This is a genomic window from Amphritea atlantica, from assembly GCF_024347255.1.
GTDB classification, from domain to species: domain Bacteria; phylum Pseudomonadota; class Gammaproteobacteria; order Pseudomonadales; family Balneatricaceae; genus Amphritea; species Amphritea atlantica.
This window is the reverse complement of record NZ_AP025284.1, coordinates 1,458,194-1,476,876: the sequence shown is the minus strand read 5'-3', so window position 1 is coordinate 1,476,876 and position 18,683 is coordinate 1,458,194. Positions and strand designations below refer to the sequence as shown.

Annotated in this window: 15 protein-coding genes; 2 read left to right on the top strand and 13 right to left on the bottom strand. The window is 51.7% G+C overall.

The genetic code is table 11. The features are described from left to right. Positions 1-227 precede the first annotated feature (227 nt). The 7 genes from paaE to pcaF all read right to left on the bottom strand — a co-directional run bounded on the left by paaE (position 228) and on the right by pcaF (position 6,646). Positions 228-1,325, bottom strand: coding sequence for a 1,2-phenylacetyl-CoA epoxidase subunit PaaE (paaE, locus tag OCU43_RS06720; protein ID WP_091352595.1), 1,098 nt, complete (start codon positions 1,323-1,325; stop codon positions 228-230). A gap of 35 nt (positions 1,326-1,360) precedes the next feature. After that, complete coding sequence (paaD, locus tag OCU43_RS06715; RefSeq protein ID WP_091352592.1) at positions 1,361-1,900, bottom strand: 1,2-phenylacetyl-CoA epoxidase subunit PaaD; 540 nt, start codon at positions 1,898-1,900, stop codon at positions 1,361-1,363. Positions 1,901-1,906: 6 nt separating this feature from the next. After that, positions 1,907-2,671, bottom strand: a complete 765-nt coding sequence (gene paaC, locus OCU43_RS06710) for a 1,2-phenylacetyl-CoA epoxidase subunit PaaC (RefSeq protein WP_091352589.1) — start codon at positions 2,669-2,671, stop codon at positions 1,907-1,909. A 16-nt stretch (positions 2,672-2,687) separates the two neighbouring features. Beyond that, positions 2,688-2,981 (bottom strand): 1,2-phenylacetyl-CoA epoxidase subunit PaaB, encoded by a 294-nt coding sequence (gene paaB / locus OCU43_RS06705; protein WP_091352587.1) that lies wholly within the window; start codon positions 2,979-2,981, stop codon positions 2,688-2,690. A gap of 12 nt (positions 2,982-2,993) precedes the next feature. Further along, positions 2,994-3,938, bottom strand: a complete 945-nt coding sequence (gene paaA, locus OCU43_RS06700) for a 1,2-phenylacetyl-CoA epoxidase subunit PaaA (RefSeq protein WP_091352584.1) — start codon at positions 3,936-3,938, stop codon at positions 2,994-2,996. 85 nt (positions 3,939-4,023) lie between these two features. Next, positions 4,024-5,334, bottom strand: coding sequence for a phenylacetate--CoA ligase PaaK (gene paaK / locus OCU43_RS06695; protein WP_091352581.1), 1,311 nt, complete (start codon positions 5,332-5,334; stop codon positions 4,024-4,026). Between the two features lie 103 nt (positions 5,335-5,437). Beyond that, the gene (pcaF, locus tag OCU43_RS06690; protein WP_091352578.1) at positions 5,438-6,646 is read right to left on the bottom strand and encodes a 3-oxoadipyl-CoA thiolase; all 1,209 of its coding nucleotides are present in this window, start codon (positions 6,644-6,646) and stop codon (positions 5,438-5,440) included. A 449-nt stretch (positions 6,647-7,095) separates the two neighbouring features. On the opposite strand from pcaF, the gene OCU43_RS06685 reads away from it, so the two are divergent. Then, positions 7,096-7,596, top strand: coding sequence for a Crp/Fnr family transcriptional regulator (locus tag OCU43_RS06685; protein ID WP_091352574.1), 501 nt, complete (start codon positions 7,096-7,098; stop codon positions 7,594-7,596). Here the strand turns inward: OCU43_RS06685 and OCU43_RS06680 are convergent. The 3 genes from OCU43_RS06680 to OCU43_RS06670 form a co-directional block, all read right to left on the bottom strand. Next, positions 7,587-8,264, bottom strand: a complete 678-nt coding sequence (locus OCU43_RS06680) for a M15 family metallopeptidase (protein WP_091352572.1) — start codon at positions 8,262-8,264, stop codon at positions 7,587-7,589. The two genes, OCU43_RS06685 and OCU43_RS06680, sit on opposite strands and share 10 nt — an antisense overlap. A gap of 128 nt (positions 8,265-8,392) precedes the next feature. After that, positions 8,393-8,605 (bottom strand): cold-shock protein, encoded by a 213-nt coding sequence (locus OCU43_RS06675; RefSeq protein ID WP_091352569.1) that lies wholly within the window; start codon positions 8,603-8,605, stop codon positions 8,393-8,395. Positions 8,606-8,827: 222 nt separating this feature from the next. After that, positions 8,828-9,100, bottom strand: coding sequence for a hypothetical protein (locus OCU43_RS06670; RefSeq protein ID WP_091352566.1), 273 nt, complete (start codon positions 9,098-9,100; stop codon positions 8,828-8,830). A 251-nt stretch (positions 9,101-9,351) separates the two neighbouring features. On the opposite strand from OCU43_RS06670, the gene OCU43_RS06665 reads away from it, so the two are divergent. Further along, the gene (locus tag OCU43_RS06665; protein WP_091352563.1) at positions 9,352-10,218 is read left to right on the top strand and encodes a LysR family transcriptional regulator; all 867 of its coding nucleotides are present in this window, start codon (positions 9,352-9,354) and stop codon (positions 10,216-10,218) included. A 55-nt stretch (positions 10,219-10,273) separates the two neighbouring features. On the opposite strand, the gene OCU43_RS06660 is transcribed toward OCU43_RS06665, so the two are convergent. The 3 genes from OCU43_RS06660 to OCU43_RS06650 form a co-directional block, all read right to left on the bottom strand. Further along, positions 10,274-10,597 carry a hypothetical protein gene (locus tag OCU43_RS06660; RefSeq protein ID WP_091352561.1) on the bottom strand — a complete coding sequence of 108 codons (324 nt, stop codon included), beginning with the start codon at positions 10,595-10,597 and terminating at the stop codon, positions 10,274-10,276. 119 nt (positions 10,598-10,716) lie between these two features. Further along, on the bottom strand, positions 10,717-13,053 hold the full coding sequence (gene pbpC / locus OCU43_RS06655; RefSeq protein WP_091352558.1) for a penicillin-binding protein 1C: 2,337 nt from the start codon (positions 13,051-13,053) through the stop codon (positions 10,717-10,719). After that, positions 13,025-18,499 (bottom strand): alpha-2-macroglobulin family protein, encoded by a 5,475-nt coding sequence (locus OCU43_RS06650; RefSeq protein ID WP_091352555.1) that lies wholly within the window; start codon positions 18,497-18,499, stop codon positions 13,025-13,027. Before OCU43_RS06650 ends, pbpC begins: the two co-directional genes overlap by 29 nt. Positions 18,500-18,683: the final 184 nt, after the last annotated feature.

Here is an 18,683-nt window from a genome sequence, read left to right as displayed (position 1 = left end):
TAAATAGCTACCAGACGAGTATAGTGCCATTCAATTGAATAATTAATTGAACAGTAAACCACCTGATATCAATTTTTTAGGCGAAGTCATGGCCTTTACTTGCCCCTTTACAGCTATCTATACCCGTACCAGTTCCCCCTTTTATAAAAAAAAACCCGGCTAAAGAGCCGGGCTAAGCTTCAACAAGGAAGAAAGATCCAACAAGGAAGTACATAGTGAAGAAGAGATCAGCGCTGGTCGAAATCCACCACGACGGTGTCAGAGATCGGGTGGGCCTGACAGCTGAGCACATAACCCGCTTCAATCTCGTGGGGTTCCAGACCATGGGAGATATCCATATCCACCTCCCCTTCGACCAGCTTACATTTACAGGTGGAGCAGACACCGGCTTTACAGGAGTATGGCAGGTCGAGACCATTGTGCATCCCGGCATCGAGTATATTTTCACCCACTGTGGCCAGATCAAACATCACCGCCCGGCCATCTGCACGCACGGTCACTTTAGACATTTTCTCTTCGCCAAACTGCTCTTTACGTTTAGCGGCTTTTTCCAGCATCTCTTTCGAATCTGCCGAGGAGTTAGCAAACAGTTCATAATGAATCTGCTCATCGGTCAGCCCCTCCAGACGGAACCCCCGGGAGACCTCTGACATCATCGATTCAGGGCCACAGATAAAGGCATCATCAACCGTTTTAATATTGATCAGTCCGGCTTTCTGCAACGCGTAACCTTTAGCATTGTCGATCCGGCCATTCAGCAGATCAGCCCCCTGATCTTCATAGTCCATTATATTGATCCACTGAAAGCGGTTCATATAGCGGTTCTTAATGAAGTTCAGTTCATCTTTAAACATCACCGAGTTACTGCGGCGGTTACCGTAGATCAGCGTTACCTTTGAACCCGGCTCAGTATCCAGCACCGATTTCATAATGGAGATCATCGGCGTGATGCCGGAGCCCACAGCGATACACATATAATCTTTACTGTTTTCAGGGCTCAGTTGAGTATAGAAGCTCCCCTGTGGCGGCATCACCTCAACGGACATACCGGGCTTAAAGGTATCGTTAGCAAAATTGGAGAACTTACCGTTCTTAACCCGCTTGATACCTACCCGCATATGACCATCATTGACGCCAGAGCAGATCGAGTAAGATCGACGGACATCTTCACCATCGATGGTGGCACGCAGAGTCAGAAACTGACCCTGAATAAATTTGAACTTATCGGTTAGTTCAGCCGGTACTGCAAAACTGACGCAGATCGCGGTGTCCGTTTCCGGCTGCACATCGGCGATTTTCAGCGTGTAGAAATTGGTGTCTGACATGCTTCACCTTTTGTTTTTATAGAGCTGATTAATCATCAGATCTTTTTGAAATAATCGAATGGTTCACCACAATCATCACACTGAAACAGTGCTTTACAGGCGGTGGAACCAAACTCACTGATTCTTCGGGTATTACGTGAAGCGCAGTGGGGACAGGCTGCATGCGCATCCGGGGTTAACCCATCGTCATCCAAACCAGCATCCTCAGGCGGTGCAATACCATATTCACGCAACTTCTTACGCCCTTCTGGCGACATCCACTCCGAACTCCAGGCGGGTGAAAGTGACAGTTTTACCGTCGCATCCCGGTAACCATTGTCATTCAACAGCTGAATCACATCGGTGGTGATATTGTCCATTGCCGGACAGCCGGAGTACGTTGGCGTTATGGTGACTATCACCTGTTCGCCGTTACGCTGCACATCACGTAAAATCCCCAGATCCCAGATGCTCAGCGCGGGGATCTCCGGATCTTTAATCGCATCCAGCAGGTCCCAGAGCATTTTCACATCGTCAGCATTACGCTGCTGCAAACGCTGGTACTGCTCTTCTGGCATCAGTGAGATCTCGTTCATAACCCGTTACCACTTACAGCCAGGGTGAGAACGGTGCACTATCTGCATCTCTGTGAGCATATGCCCCAGATTCTCAGTGTGATAGCCAATACGGCCTCCGCGAACAGCCCAGCTGTCTTCAGGCACCGTCAGCGTCGCTTCAGTGAGAATAGCGCTGATCATCTCTAACCAGCGATCACGCAACCCGGCAACATCGACACCGATTCCTGCATCCGCCAGCAACTGTTCAGTCTCATCCATATCGAACAGCTCATGGGTATAGCCCCACAGCTGATCAACCGCTTTCTGAGCGCGCTGATGACTCTCGTCAGTACCATCACCCAGACGCAACACCCAGTCACGGCTGCGGCGCAGATGATATTTCGTCTCTTTGATCGCTTTAGCGGCGATAGCCGACAGCGTCTCATCTTTAGATTGCAGCAGCTCAGGCAGCATCAGTGTGTAGTACACATCGGCAAACAGCTGACGTACCTGTGAGTAAGCGAAGTCACCCTTTGGTAGCTCCATCAGCAACAGGTTGCGATATTCACGATCATTGCGCATATAGGCGAAATCATCTTCATCGCGACCATCATCGGCCAGCTCTGCGGCATAGGTGTAAAACATCCGCGCACGACCGATGTAATCCAGAGCTACGTTGCCGTAAGCGATATCCTCTTCCAGGAAAGGCCCATAGCTAACCCATTCGGAGATCCGGTGCCCCAGTACCACAGAATCATCGCCCAGACGGGTCGCGTATTCCTGTGTTGCTTGTTTAATCTGATCACTCATATTCGATTCTCCCCGATCACATGTTGTTTACTGGGTCAGGCAAAACGTAATAGGTCGCATGACGGTAGGGCTTGTCGTCACTTGGGTCGTAGAAGCAATCGGCATCATCTTCCTGAGAGGCACAGATATCGCTGGATTTAACTACCCAGATGCTGACGCCTTCACTACGACGGGTATAACAGTCGCGGGCATATTCCAGTGCCTGCTCATGATCTTCAGCATGCAGGCTGCCAACATGCTTATGGTCCAGACCACGCTTGGAACGTACAAACACTTCAAACAGTTCCAGTTTTTCAGTAACGGTTGTCATCTCATCTACCCCTTATGCCGCATGCTGTGCGTTTTTAGCACGTTTCTTTTCGTTATAGGCTGTGATTGCGTCCCGAACCCATTCACCCTCATCATGAGCAGCAATATGGTGTTCAACACGCTGGCGGTTGCAGTGACCGTTGCCATTGATCACACTCCAGAACTCATCCCAGTTCAGGTCGCTGCTGTCGTAATGGCCACGCGCTTCATTCCATTTAATATTCTTGTCCGGATGCTCCAGGCCCAGCACTTCGATCTGCTTTACTGTCTGATCAACAAATTTCTGCCGCAGGTCATCATTGGTTTCACGCTTGATCTTCCACTCCATCGACTTTTGCGAATGAGCGGATTCTGAATCGTGAGGGCCAAACATCATCAGGGCCGGCCAGTAGAAGCGATCCAACGCATCCTGAGCCATCGCTTTCTGACCTTCTGAACCTTTAGCCAGTGCCAGCATCGCTTCATAGCCCTGGCGCTGATGGAATGATTCCTCTTTACAGATACGGATCATGCCGCGGGAATAGGGGCCATAAGAGGTACGCTGCAGAGACACCTGATTGACAATCGCCGCACCATCCACCAGCCAGCCAATCGCACCCACATCCGCCCAGGTCAGGGTTGGATAGTTGAAGATCGAGGAGTACTTAGCCGCCCCGCTCTGCAACTGTTCAATCATCTCTGAACGGGAGATTCCCAACGTTTCACAGGCACTGTACAGATACAGACCATGGCCCGCCTCATCCTGAATTTTGGACAGCAGAATCGCCTTACGACGCAGAGACGGCGCGCGGGTCAGCCAGTTCCCTTCAGGCTGCATCCCAATCACTTCAGAATGGGCATGCTGGGAGATCTGTCGAATCAGGTTTTTACGGTACGCATCAGGCATCCAGTCTTTCGGCTCAATCTTCTCTTCGGCCGAAATTTTGCGCATGAAGTTTTCTTCTTGTGGTGTTGTCATTTCAATCGTCTCCACTTCGTTTTAAGAGCGTTATGCACAGCTCTCAGGCGATGACTTTTTGGCGATCTGGCAGCAGACCCGCCTGTTATTTTATTTTCGGACGGTTATCAAACACCCGCTTAGCCTTGCCTTCTGAACGGGGAATAGATCCGGGTTGAAGAATCTCAATCTGGGTTGAGATACCTACAACCGCCTTGATATGGTGGGCGAGCTCTTTGGCGCTCTGATCCTGACGGGCGCCCGCCGCTTCTGAGGTCAGTTCAACCTTCACCAGCACGGTGTCAAGATTGCCTTGTTTCTCAACGACGATCTCATAGTGAGGCGCCAGTGCCGGAATCTTGAGAATCTGCTCTTCGATCTGTGTCGGGAAGACATTCACACCCCGGATAATCATCATGTCATCGGAACGACCGGTGATCTTATCGATTCGACGCATCGGCCGCGCGGTGCCCGGCAGCAGACGGGTCAGATCACGGGTGCGATAACGGATAATCGGCAGAGCTTCTTTGGTCAGCGAGGTGAACACCAGCTCGCCGTATTCACCATCGGGCAGTACTTCACCGGTATTCGGGTCAATGATCTCCGGATAGAAATGGTCTTCCCAGATGGTCGGGCCATCTTTGGTTTCGATACACTCCTGCGCCACCCCCGGCCCCATTACCTCTGAAAGGCCATAGATATCTACCGCATCAATACCCAGACGATTTTCGATGTTTTTACGCATCTCATCGGTCCATGGCTCTGCACCAAAGATACCGCAACGCAGTGCCATCTTGTGGGGGTCCAGCCCCTGACGTTCGATCTCATCGATGATGTTGAGCATGTAAGACGGGGTGACCATGATGATATCGGGATCGAAATCATTCATCAGCTGAACCTGTTTCTCGGTCTGACCGCCGGACATTGGAATAACGGTACAACCAAGACGCTCAGCACCGTAGTGCGCCCCCATACCGCCGGTAAACAAACCGTAACCGTAGGAGATATGCACCTTATCACCGGCATGACCACCAGCGGCACGGATGGAGCGGGCAACCACATCGGCCCAGACATTGATATCATTCTGGGTATAACCCACTACCGTTGGTTTGCCGGTTGTACCCGAGGAAGCATGCACCCGCACCACATCGGTCATCGGTACCGCAAAGGAGTTAAACGGATAGGCATCTCTCAGATACGCTTTAGTGGTAAACGGAAAATGCCGCAGATCATCCAGCTGCTTCAATTCAAACGGATGAACTCCGCTTTCGTCGCACAATTTTTTATACGCCGGTACATTATTGTACGCGTGAGCGATACTCCACTGCATACGTACCAGCTGCAAGGCACGAAGCTCATCGATGCTGGCGGTTTCAATGGGATCAAGCGCCCGACGGGAATGCTTCTCATATTTCATAACTTTGCTCGTCCTGTATTTTTATATTGCCGTAGTCAGAACATTGAAAAATCAGCTTGTCAGGATGCTGTCCAGTGCCAGGCTGATTAACGTGTTACCGGTTTTACACTCGCTCGATGATCAGCGCGATGCCCTGCCCTACACCGATACACATGGTGCAGAGCGCATAGCGGCCACCGGTGCGATGCAGCTGATACATCGCAGTTGTCACCAGACGGGCACCACTGGCACCCAGCGGATGTCCCAGCGAGATAGCCCCACCGTTCGGATTGACATGGGCTGCATCATCAGCCAGGCCAAGGTCACGCATCACTGCAAGCCCCTGAGACGCAAACGCTTCATTCAGCTCGATCACATCCATCTGTTCCAGCGTCAGCCCGGTTTTAGCCAGCACTTTACGGGTAGCCGGTGATGGACCAAAGCCCATAATGCGGGGCGCAAGACCCGCCGTTGCCATACCCACAACACGGGCCTTAGGCGTCAGGCCATACTTATCCGCGGCGGCTTGAGACGCGATAAGCAAGGCACAGGCCCCATCATTAACCCCGGAGGCATTACCGGCTGTGACTGAGCCGCCTTCACGGAACGGTGCTTTCAGTTTAGACAGATCTGCCAGGGTTGTTGAGCCGCGGGGATGTTCATCGGTATCAACCACCAATGGCTCACCTTTACGCTGCGGAATCACCACCGGCACGATCTCTTGCTTAAACAGGCCTGCAGCCATCGCAGCAGCGGTTTTTTGCTGGCTACGCAGGGCAAACAGATCCTGATCTTCGCGGGAAATATTGAACTCTTCGGCAACGTTTTCAGCTGTTTCAGGCATACTGTCAACGCCATATTCAGCCTTCATCTTTTTATTGATGAAGCGCCAGCCGATTGTGGTGTCGTACAGGCCATTTGGGGTACGGCTGAAAGCAGCCTCCGCTTTACCCATCACAAAGGGCGCTCGGGACATCGATTCACAGCCACCGGCAATCATTAGTTCGGTCTCGCCCGCTTTAATCGAGCGCGCCGCCATACCAATGGCATCCATACCGGAACCGCACAACCGGTTGATGGTGGTACCAGGCACATCGGTGGGCATACCCGCCAGCAGAGCCGACATACGCGCAACATTTCGGTTGTCTTCACCGGCCTGGTTAGCATTACCGTAAATAATGTCATCTACCTGAGACCAGTCCACCTGTGGATTACGATCCATCAATGCCCTGATAGGCACCGCACCCAGATCGTCAGCCCGAACAGCAGAAAGTCCGCCACCATAACGACCAAAAGGCGTTCTGATTGCATCGCAGATATAGGCATCGGTCATGTTATTTCCTCATTCTTTTTTTTCTGAGAACACTGAGATCACTGCCATGCAGCACAGAACCCGTCAAAGCAATAGTCTCAATGATTCCCGATCGAAGTTAATATTACACAAAAACAACTTAGTGACAACTTTTTTGTATCACTTTAAATATAAAATCGGGTTGCTATTACATAATTCAATAACCCTTAAAGAAACAATAGCATCAGATAATGAAACTTAATTTATGAACAATCCAATCCCAGCTGTATCAGTAAAATTCTCCTCAGTAGAGTATAGGCAACCCACAGGATAAAACTCACTCAGGGCTCTTCCGGCCCACCGTTGATAAAACAACAGAGAAAAACACGGGAAACAGCACTATTCGTACTAAACTAAGGAGAGTTGCTCAGGGACTAGTTTCAGGAACAGGGTCGGGATAGATGTGAAGATCAGTTTCGGTATTTAATTCAGTGAACAGAATAAACAGCCAGCAACTACTGGCACGTTATCAACTCAGCTCATTCAACAATGCTTCCGTGTTTGGAGCCCTGCCGAATCCGGCGATCTACTGGTTGCTGGATCATGGGGTTATCAGAGAGGTCAAAAAAGGGGAGACGCTATTTGTCCCTGGCGAACCCGGCAACAGCTTTCACGTTATCCTGGCCGGGTCCGTGGACTACTATAAGTATCATGATAGCCGTTTTGCCTATATTCGGAAATTTAACAGCGGGGAACAGATCGGCTTCGTCAGCATGATTGCACTGCATGACCGGGTGGGCCGTGCTGAAGCGTGCGAGGAGAGCATTACTCTGGAGATAGATACCGATGTGTATCATGATTTCCATATCAGCCATCCGCTGGAGTTTGGCATACTGATGATGAACCTCGCCCGGGAGATGGCCCGCACTCTCAGAAGCACCAATAATATTGTGGTTGAACAATCACTGAAGAGTGACACCGGTCATCGATGACTGATTCCACCATAGATAGCGTGATCATGGCCGCTCAGGTAAGCCCAGAAGCGGTCGCCATAAGAGAAGTGCCACCACTCCTGAAGGTAGTTAACAAACCCTGCCCTGGTCATCACATCATTCAGGAGGACTCGATTTTTCATCGCCAGATCACTGATTCCCGTTGCATGTGTCAGACACAGGTCTGGCTCTGTTTCAGTCCAGCGATAGATATCCATGCCAACATCCAGCATCGTGCCACTGTCATCAACCAGAAACAGGTCCACTGCAGCCCCAGTATTGTGGGGCGGAATATTCAGGGTACCATCCGGATAGGCCACCGCTGAAACCATGCGGGTCGCCTCATCGAAAAGCGCCGCCACAGAGACCCCTGGCTGACGACGCTGTACCCGTTGCAGTTCATCGTTAAACAACATTTTCTGAACGATCAGGCTACGATAGCCTTCATACAAGCGCAGATAAATACCGGCTGGCAGAAGCGACTGAGCATGCAACAGACGGGAATAGATCCCCTCCCGGACCCAGGTGTAATCGTCCTGAGTTTCCGGACATTCTGGCGCGGGACCATATTGCAGACCACCCAGCAATTTTATATCCACCAGCGGTTCACCACATTCATGGACAGGCACGGCCAGCACCTGCGCAGAGGAAGGTGTCAATTGATGCATTGGACTCTCCGGTTAACCAACTCTTGCAACAAAGTCTCTGAAGACACTCATCTGCTAAAAGTATATCGGTAAACACGAAGAAGTGTGCAGCCAGAACGGCTGCACACAGATAAGATTTCAGAAATTGATCAGCTTGCGGCTATCGGCGTGATGTTAACCGCGTGTATGCCTACCTCTTTGGGTGAAGCTTCAAAGCGAACAGACTGTCCCGTCTTCAGACTTTTATAACCTTCGGTAATAATGGCCGAATAGTGGACAAACAGATCCTCTTCGAAGTCAGGTGAGACAATAAAGCCAAACCCCTTCGCATTGTTAAACCACTTAACTGTTCCCGTATGCATTCAGCACTCCTTTTTAATCATCCTTCACTGCGAGTCGTCAGAGAGTATTCAACGTCTATATCGATCTACGCTACTCTGTGACTATTTTCAGAAATCCGGGCAAACGGGTATATAAGAAAAAATCCTATTATCAGCAAACAATCAAAAGAAAGCTGGTTCAAATCAAAAAAAGGAGGGGGAAAATCAAAAAAAAGCAGGCCTGAGGCCTGCTTTCATCTGGGATTATGCCCGGTCCTGCCGGTCCATATCACCATAGATATCTCGTTTCAGCCGCTGTCTTTCAAGGCGATCCTCGATATCTCTGCGACGACTGTGGGATTTACGACCCAGCTCTTCCGGCAGCTCATCATCTGCCTCATCCCAAAAGTCGTCTGAACTGTAATCTATTGCTCGGATCGGGCGCGCACGTCGCTTGCTGCCTTTATAACTATCATACTCTTCATCCCAGTCATCCTGGTCATCTGAATAGTTACTGATACGATTCCTGTTACTCATAATACTTCTCTTTAATACCTCAAGGGCTTTTAATGCTGCGCACGGTCAGGGCAATATTTCTGAACCGTCGCCGGAAACCGATCAAGCGTTTCTGAGCAGATGATCATAAAAATATCTGATCGGCTTTTAACATACTGTTTAAAGTACAATTGGATTATTATCAGAGATTCAGAGCCTGTAAAATGATGCTTTTTTATGATTTCAATCAAAAATACTAATCGAACTTACCTATTGAGCTTTCTGCTGACACTATGGAAATAGGACTACTACGCACATTTCTGGAAGTGAGCCGTACCCGCCATTTTGGCAAGGCGGCCCAGAACCTTTACCTGACTCAGTCGGCGGTAAGTTTTCGTATCAGACATCTGGAAGAGCTGATCGGTGTTCCTCTGTTTTCCCGTCAGCGCAACAATATTCTGCTGACCGCAGCAGGAGAACGACTGATACCCCATGCGGAAAACATCATTAAAAACTGGCAGTTAGCGCTTCAGGATGTGGCTATTTCCCAGGAACAGGATCTGCAGCTGGTATTGGGAGGGATATCCAATCTGTGGGGAACCTTTCTGCAGTCCACACTGCCGAAACTGGCTGACAGTTTTCCCAGCATGGTGATTCGTACCGAAATCAACAATCATCTGGAACTCACCCGCTCACTGCTTTCCGGTACGCTGGATCTGGCCATCGTACTTGATCCACCGAGCCTCAACGAACTCGGTCACCAGCAGATTGGCCAGATAGAGCTGGCGCTGGTCAGCAGCTATAACGATCTGATGCCCGATCAGGTTCAAAGTCATGACTTTGTCTATGTGGACTGGGGAATGGCTTTCAATCTGAGAACCAATAAACTGTTTAAAAAGCCGATGACACCTGTTCTGCATACCGAGCAGAGCCAGATCGCACTGGAATTTATTCTCAGCCATGGTGGCTCTGCATTTTTACCGCTGGTACTGGTAGGGCCTTATCTGGAGTCAGAGCGGCTGCACCGGGTCAATAATATCAAACCGGTTAAGCGTTCAGTCTATGCCGTCTATGTGAAAGACTCTGAACGACATCCGCAGCTGAAACCGATTATCGATAAGTTATGTCAATATGAGCTGAAACCAGAAATGCGACTCTGACGGTTGCACGACACTCAGTCCGGGTAGCGAACCCGGATTCAGAACTCTTTGGCGATCAGTTGTCCAGTAAAATAGAGAGTGCTTCTTTGACCTCAGGTTGCATCACCGGTGTATTGTCCTGTAGTTCGGCCACCGTCACGGCAAACTGGGTACGAATAACATCGTTCTGATCGACAAGCCAGGCGAGCGCTGCCTGACTACACTGTTGCGGTGTCCATGTTTGCTTTAAAGGTACGCCCGAGCCTTTGAGAAAAGCAATAAAATCATTCTGATCCTTCAATACAGAATTCATATGCGCCTGCTCCTGTGCAACACTTTCGGTCGCTTTATTATTATGCTGTCCCTCAGAGTTATCAGAGTGAGAGACAAAAACCAGCATAAAGCTGGCCCTTATTCTGATTAGACCTTAGTTGTATACCATCAGAATCTATTGTTCAACAAATTTATCGACACTACCCGGTAGTCAATGCGGCGCAGCACTAACCTGGGGAACAATCATTACCTCACCACTGAGAATCTGACCTGCTGCCACACTCCCTGCTCATCAACCAGCCTCAGCTGATGAGGGCCTTCATCCAGTGCGACGCTGAATTCATGAAAGGTTCGGGTCTCACCCAGATAATGTTTATCCAGATGCCAGAAGAGTCTGGCTGACTCTCTGCTGGTGCTGGCCCGCAGGACAACCTCCCCCTGCAAACCATTCAGATATCTCGGCACACTGATCACCTGTCCCGGAGCCGGATAGGTGATCTCGAAGTTCCCCCCCAACATACGACGATCCGGAGAACAGGCGGAATCAAAACCGGGCAACGGTGTGTAGTCCGGATGGGCGGTCCGATAGTAAAAAGCCTGTGACGGAGGCAGCTGAAAGAAAGTTTTACTCACCACCCTGCCGGACTGATCACACTCCCGGCTGGTACGTAACCCGGTTTTCCGGTCCACCGAAACCTGGAAATGATGCGGACTGATCTTTTCGAAACGCGCTCCAGCAGGTATCAGTACTGACTCCCGGGAACAGTCAAATTTCGGCAGATAGCCGTTATCCCGGCACACCTGAATCGATTTCAGTGCCGCATCCGGTGTCTGCGGCCAGCTTAATCCGGGCATGATCTTCAGAGTATCAAACAGTATCGGTGCTGCAGCCCGGGTGCCGGTCAGCAATTGACGACCTTCTCCATTGGCATTACCGGTCCAGACTCCGACGGTGAGATCCCGGGTGGTGCCGATCGCCCAGCCATCCCGTAAGCCGTAACTGGTACCGGTTTTCCAGGCGACTTTCGCAGAACCGGCAAACAGACGATGCATGCTGTGCAACCCCGGACGGGTAACATCGGATAGCGCATCCAGCGTCAGCCAGGCGGCTCCCTGACTGATCGGTGAGTGCCCGGCCTCCGGCAGAGCTGCCTCACCGTACCTTAAAGGCAGTTGCACAATCGACTCCGCCCTCTGCGCCTGCCGGCTCAGATTAGCATAGGCCGCCGTCAGATCCACCAGACTCACCTCTGCGCCCCCCAGAATCAGGGAGAGACCATACTCTTCTGGCGTACGAAACAGATGACTGAACCCCATCTGTTTTAGCTGATCATAGAATGCCTGATAGCTGTACTGATCCAGCATCCGTACCGAAGGGATATTCAGCGAAGCGGTCAGCGCCGACCGGGCAGAAACCGCCCCCCGGTATGATTCATCATAGTTAGTGGGCTGATAACTGCCATACGCGGTAGGAATATCGGGAACCAGCATCCGTGGCGTAATATCACCACTATCCAGCATCGAAGCATACAAAAAGGGTTTCAGAGTGCTGCCCGAGGAGCGTGGCTGACTGGCAATATCCACATAGGGCGCGAACTCAGGCCGCTGACTGAAGGGCGTATTGCCAAAATAAGCCTTCACCTGCAGCGTGGCATTATCAACCACGATTAATGCAAGATTATTGATCCCAAGCGCCCCGAGTCGCTGACTATGCTGCTGTAAAATAAACTCAATTTTCCGTGTCAGACGACGGTCAATCTCAGTATGAAACACCGCCTGATCGGGGAATTCCTGGCTGAGACGGTCAAGCAGATGCCCGGCCAGGGCTGGCCATGGTTGAGGTTTATCGGGGATCGGTTCCAGCAATGACAGCCGGTAGTCCTGTTCACTGAGAATTCCCTTCTGCCATAGTTTATGCAGCAAAAAGTCCCGTTTATGGCGTAACTGTTCGCGACTGCGGGCCAGATGCATCGCCGAAGGACTGTTGGGCAGAACGGCCAGCAGCGCCGACTCCGCCCAGCTCAGTTCAGTTAACCGGCGGCCAAAATAGCGCCAGGCGGCCGCTTCAATCCCTACCGTATTACCGCCCATCGGTGCATTTGCTGCATATAGCGACAGAATCTGCTGTTTCGACAGCTGCAACTCCAGTCGTAAGGCAAGATGCAGTTCCTGTAACTTCTGCCACCAGGTGCGGGCACGGTTGCCCTCCACCATACGTGCCAGCTGCATGGTAATGGTGCTGCCACCACTGACGATCCGCCCTGACTTCAGATTGAGATAAAACGCCCGGATAATCGCCAGGGGATCAACCCCCGGGTGAGACATGAAACGCTTATCTTCAAACTGAATCAGGGAGGTGGTATAGGCTTCCGGCAGTGACGACACCGACTGGAACCGCCACTGCTGATCCCCGGCGATCCGGGCGCTGAGCAACTGGCCGTTCTGATCCAGCAGTAAACGAGACAGGGGTTGATTGAACAGCGGCTGCGGCAACGGCCATCCCAGAGAGAGGCCGAAAACCGCTACCAGTGTCGCAACGACGATGAGCCAGCGTCTATTGATCAGCCGCGATAACCGCAACACTCTGACCTTTCACCTGGGCTTTAAGGTTATCGTTATACATCGCATAGGCAGAAATCGCCGGCAGATAGAATCGACCGATAAACGAGGCATTCAACTGCACGGAAAGCATTTTCTGTTCGCCCGCTTTAAGCCCCATATAGGCACTCACCCGATCATCACGAATATCCACATAATCAAACTGACAGGCTGCCTCTGAGCAGGCCTCCCGCTCATTATCGATCTGCCAGCCACTGGCCGCGCGAAAATTAAGGGCAATATTACTGATCTCATGCCGGGTGGTATTACTCAGCCGTAGCTGCGCCGTGAGATTTGTGCCCTGGGCTAAGCGATCAATATCAACCTCGTCACCCTCACCATTTTCGTAGACCACCTCAAGTTTCAGCCCCTGCGAATACTCCAGTTCTGATCCCGGCCCGGCAACACCGCTCTGCGTCAGAGTTAACCACACCGGTTGCCCCCCGGCATTACTGACGTTCACCGCTGTTGCAGTACCACCACCTGACAGTTCCACCTCACTCACCTGCGGAGTCACTTCCAGAGTCTGCTCACTGCCCTGTTGCGCGACAACCACCTGTGAGCTGCCATGATCTGAACCACCAATGGACTGCTGAGCCTGTTGATAACGGGCTAACGCGACCAGCGCAAAGGCTGTGGACTGAGTGCTGTGCCAGCGATCCTCCGCTAACTGCCCGGCAATCTTATCGGCCAGTTCAGTGGCACTTACCGGGTCAGCCAGTTTGGCATAGAGCATCAGAAACAGAGCGTTATCCCGCAATACCGAGCCAAAACTGGCAGAGTTGGTATCGTACTGATCAACCGCTGTCAGGCCATCTGAGATCAGCGACCGGGCAACATCATCCTGACCCGCATACAGGTAGGCCAGTGACAGCAATGCCACACTGGCGCTGTCATCCACCTGCAACGCTTTAAGTCGATACATAGCAGACCAGTTAGGCTTACCATACAGACTCAGGGTAAACAGCCGGTATGCCTGGGCTTTAATCTTTTCCACATCAGAGCTGTCGACGGCAAAGTTAGACTGCTGATACTGATAGGCGAGCCACTGCTGCATCAGACTCTGCGGCACCTCATAGCCCGCCTGTTGCGCCAGCAACAGGAAATGCCCGGCATAGTTAGTGCCCCAGGCATTACTTTGCCCCTGCCCCGGCCAGTAAGCGAAACCACCATCCAGGGTCTGGAACGTCTGCAACCGGTTAATCCCCGCCGAGATATTCTTTTCAATCTCTGACTGTTGTTTCTCATCCAGCCTGCTCAACTGATCCAGATAGAGCTGTGGGAACACTGACGAGGTAGTCTGCTCAATACAGCCGTGTGGATAACGCACCAGGTAATCCATGCGCGATTTCAGGCTGACGGGTTTAAACAGACTCAGTCCCAGCGAGGCCTGATTGCTGCCAGTAATACCGAAGGGCTCCAGAGTGATCTCCTCAGAGCTCCCGGCCTTCACAAGATAGGAGCGGGTGCGGGTTGTCTGCTCATTCGGGGCATTGATATCCAGATAAACGGTTTGGCTACTGTGAGCGTGTGCGGACTCCAGTGCGATTGTAAATTCCGCTTTGCCGGTTATATTTCCGGTCTGAATAGCAAAACGGGCAATCGCCGAAGAGTATGGCGGCAGTGTCAGTTGCTGCGTTGTTTGCTCAATCTGCACCCGGGTGTCATCCCCCTGCAAACTGATCTGCACAGGGGTCGGTTCCGCGGTATTGTTAAACAGCTCCACCGGTACCTGAGCCTGTTCGCCCGTTCGCATCACCCTTGGCAGGGTTGGAAAGACCGAGATATCATCCCGTACGACCACTTCCTGTTCAGCTTTACCGTACGCAGAGCCATCTTCGGCCACCAGCATCACCCGCACCGCCCCCAGATACATCGGCAGGGTTACATGGTGACTACGCTGTTCACCGGCAGCTAATTTGAAGCTACCGATAAACTGCACCAACGGAGGAAAGCGGCGGTTCTTCTTACTTTTTTCATCATCGGATTGGGCATCACTACCACCAACCGGTAACAGGCCATGCAGCTCACCACTGTAAGCGCCGACAACATCTTTATAGAGATCCCAGGTTTTCACCTGCAATGCCTGGCGTTGATAAAAGTACTTAAACGGATCTGGGGCGCTGTAGTTGGTCAGCCCCAGCAGCCCTTCATCCACCAGCGCCAGCGTATAAGCCATTGGACGACCCTCAGATTCAGAGACCTGAATATCGAAACTGGCGCGGGAGTTAACCTGCTCCACCGTCGAAATCTGCGGATGGAGATGTTTCTGCGGATCTTCAACCTGCAGCGGGATAATCCCCATCAAGCGCATCGGCCGGTCATTTTCACGGCTGGCGTGGGGCTGCAGATAGGTTACGCTAAGATAGATATTCGGGGCCATCTCAGGGGTGATCGCGATCTCAATCTGCTGTTTCAGCCTTTTTTTCTGTGCATCCTGCTCAACCCAGAACTGTTGCAACACCCGGGTAGCGGACTCAACGGTCACCAGCGCCCGGCCCTCTTTCAGTTCCGGCAGCGTCACTGTTGCGGTTTCCCCTACCTGATAGGTCCCCTTATCGCTGAACAGTGTCAGACGGTCTACATTATCGCCCTGGGACTCCTGCTGGCGTCCCGCCCAGCCGGGCCAGTCGATATAGACCACTTTACCGCTGCAATGAGTCTCTTCTCCGGCGATACAGGCACGCACCAGATAGCGCCCCCATTCGGGATAATTGACCCGCAACGGCCATTCCGCCATACCATTCTCATCGGTGACCGCTTCACCACTGGCAATCACTCTGCTGTGCTGAGCGTCGGTGTAACGCGCCAGAGATTCAGTACTCTTCTCATACCACCACTTCCACTCAAGCTTATAAACACTGATCTCCAGATTGGTATTGCTCACCGGCTGACCAGCTTTATCCAGCACCACCAGACGGGTTTTATGATCCTCATCGGTCAGCAGCATCCCCCGGGCAGCATCCCCTTTTGGCAGTTTCAGCCCCAGATAGCGGTCATAGTAATCAAAGGGGCGGGAGAAGCTGTTACTGCTGAACTGGCCACTCTCTTCAAACACCCGGTTAGTGAAGCGTGCTTTAAGCATGCCGGGGGGTGGGGTTTTACTTTCAATCAGCAGATCAAATTCGGTATCGCCCTGTTCATTGAGTGTCCCTTCAAACAGATTGATTTTGCTGGCACGGTAATCCCGGGCCGGATCATCAAAGGTATAATCGGGGAACTTACCGGCAAACCGGGTTTTCACCGGCACCAGGGTGACCGATACATCCGCTTTCAAGCCACTGGCAGGGGCACCATGCAGCCATTGCGAGTGCAACCAAACCTTTTGCTCTACGGCGTTTTGCAAACGCAGATCCTCGGCCAGATCCAGCTCGACTTTGAGTCGGTTTGGCACCACGGTTTCGATCCGTAGCGGATGATGGAAATCCTGTCCGCCGACCCGGACCACCGCTTCCCAGTTACCGGTCGGCGCATTCATCGGCGTTGTCAGCGTGAAGGTGTACAGATTACCCACCGGATGATTACTATAGATCGACTCAATCAGTTGTCCGGAAGGGTTAAACAGTTCCACAACCACCGGATGTTCGGCAGGCAGTTCATTGAGCTTATCCTGCAGGATAAAGGTCAGATAGATATTATCGCCGGGTCGCCAGATATCCCGTTCGCCATAGATAAAACCATCGATATTGCTTTGCAGATGGGTGCCGCCGATATCAAACTGACTGGTGGTCAGGGCACTGACCTCATTCAGCTTAAGATAGCCAACCTGATCACCGGCTGCAGCCTGAAGATAAAACGCTTTACCGCTGAGTTTAACATCGACAAAACCACGTTTATCCGTCTTACCCTGACCCACCGACTGGCCCTGAAAGTTAAAAATCTCAATCTCAGTGTTGGCGATAGGTTCTGAGGTTTTCAGATTGGTGATAATGACATGGGCGATATCCGCATCCGGCGCCTGTTTCACGACGATACCGATATTGGAGCGCAACAGGTTTTTCGCTGCACGGGTATCGGCAGAATATTTATAGTAACTGTCATCGCAGGCGCTCAGGCTATTCGCACGGGAGGAGGTCTGGCTAAAGTAGTTCCATGAACTCTCACCATCCTCATGCTGCAACTGGTCGGCACTGGCGGGCAGTTTGCGTTCCGGCATCGGTACAGCATTCTCTGCATCGCTGCAGGGCAGCAGTGAGTCACCCCGGTCCAGCGACAGAGTAAGGCGGATCAGACTACCGGTCTTCTTGTTCATCAACTCGCTGATATCCAGGCGATAGTCCTGCCAGCTGCGCAAAGCACCATCATCCAGAGGGATCGACTTTTGCCAGATAAAGCGGCCAACTTTCTCCAGAGACCGATCACCGTCCAGACGGTTTTCCTGCAGGAACTGACCGACATTGTCAGCAAAAACCTCAAACGCAGTCACGGTCACTGATTTTGCGCTAACCGCCTGAAACGGCAATTCAATCCGTGCGCCATCCGGCAGAATCATCCCCTGACCGGTAAACCGTACCGCAGGCTTCATCGGCGCAATATTAAAGGTTTTATCCTGACTGGCAGCAAGGCCCACACCGCAGCGATCCTGCAGCTCTTTATGCACCGTCAGCTGCACACGTTCAGCATTGGTGTTGTTCAGCCCCAGGCGCAGCCTGTTCCCCCTCACCTGATAACGGGTAAAACGGTACTGACTGGAGATCAGATGTTTAAAAGCCTGGTCTTCATCAAGATTGCGGTTAAATACCAGTTCAAGCACACCACCGGCATCCTCGACAATGCCTCCGGAAAGCAGCTCCAGTGAACCGCTGTCACCTCCCTCGGAACCGGGCACAATAAAGACCTGCTGCTTCAGGGAATCAGCACCAGACTCACCACTGTTCCAGCTTACGGTAACCTTCTGACCACAGCTCTCACCGCGGGTTATATTGCTGATCACCAGCTCGGGTAACACCGCTTTTCCGGCCTCACCTGTTACATTTTCCGGCATAACGACTGCCACCACGGCAGTACTATCCGACACACTGATCCGCTGTTCAATCTCGGTGCTTTTTAGCCCACTGGCACCGTTGACCTGTGCATGGATAGATACGGTATTGGCGGTGTCATCCCGAACCACCGGCTGGCCCTGTTTAAGATCAGTCCAGTTCAGACTGAACGTCGAGTCTGCAGCTTCAGAGGCGTCAGGCGCAGAAGAAGAAGGAGGAGGAGCATTGTCACTACTGACAACACTATCCGCTGTATTTTCGGTGTTTTCATCCACTGCTGCATCGGCTACAACAGGTTTGACAGGTTCAGAACTGGCAGCAGCGCTACTCTCTGCCGTCTGTGCCGCGGAGGGGGCTGAATCATCACCACACCCAGCCAGGTTCAGCAGTAACAGTAGCGCAACAAAAGTCCGCAGCAGTGACAGAGAAAGAGGAGAAGCCCTTAACATATATAAATCCTTTTATAGAGTGGACGCCGAGAGAGTGAATTGTGAAGTAGAGACAGCATTATACCAATGCTTTATGTCAGTGTTATATAACATCAGTGTCTGCCTCCATGACTGGCGTATTCTGTAAAGTACAGAGTACGCAACTCCACCGACACTACCCATGCAATACTTAATCGCCCCTGAA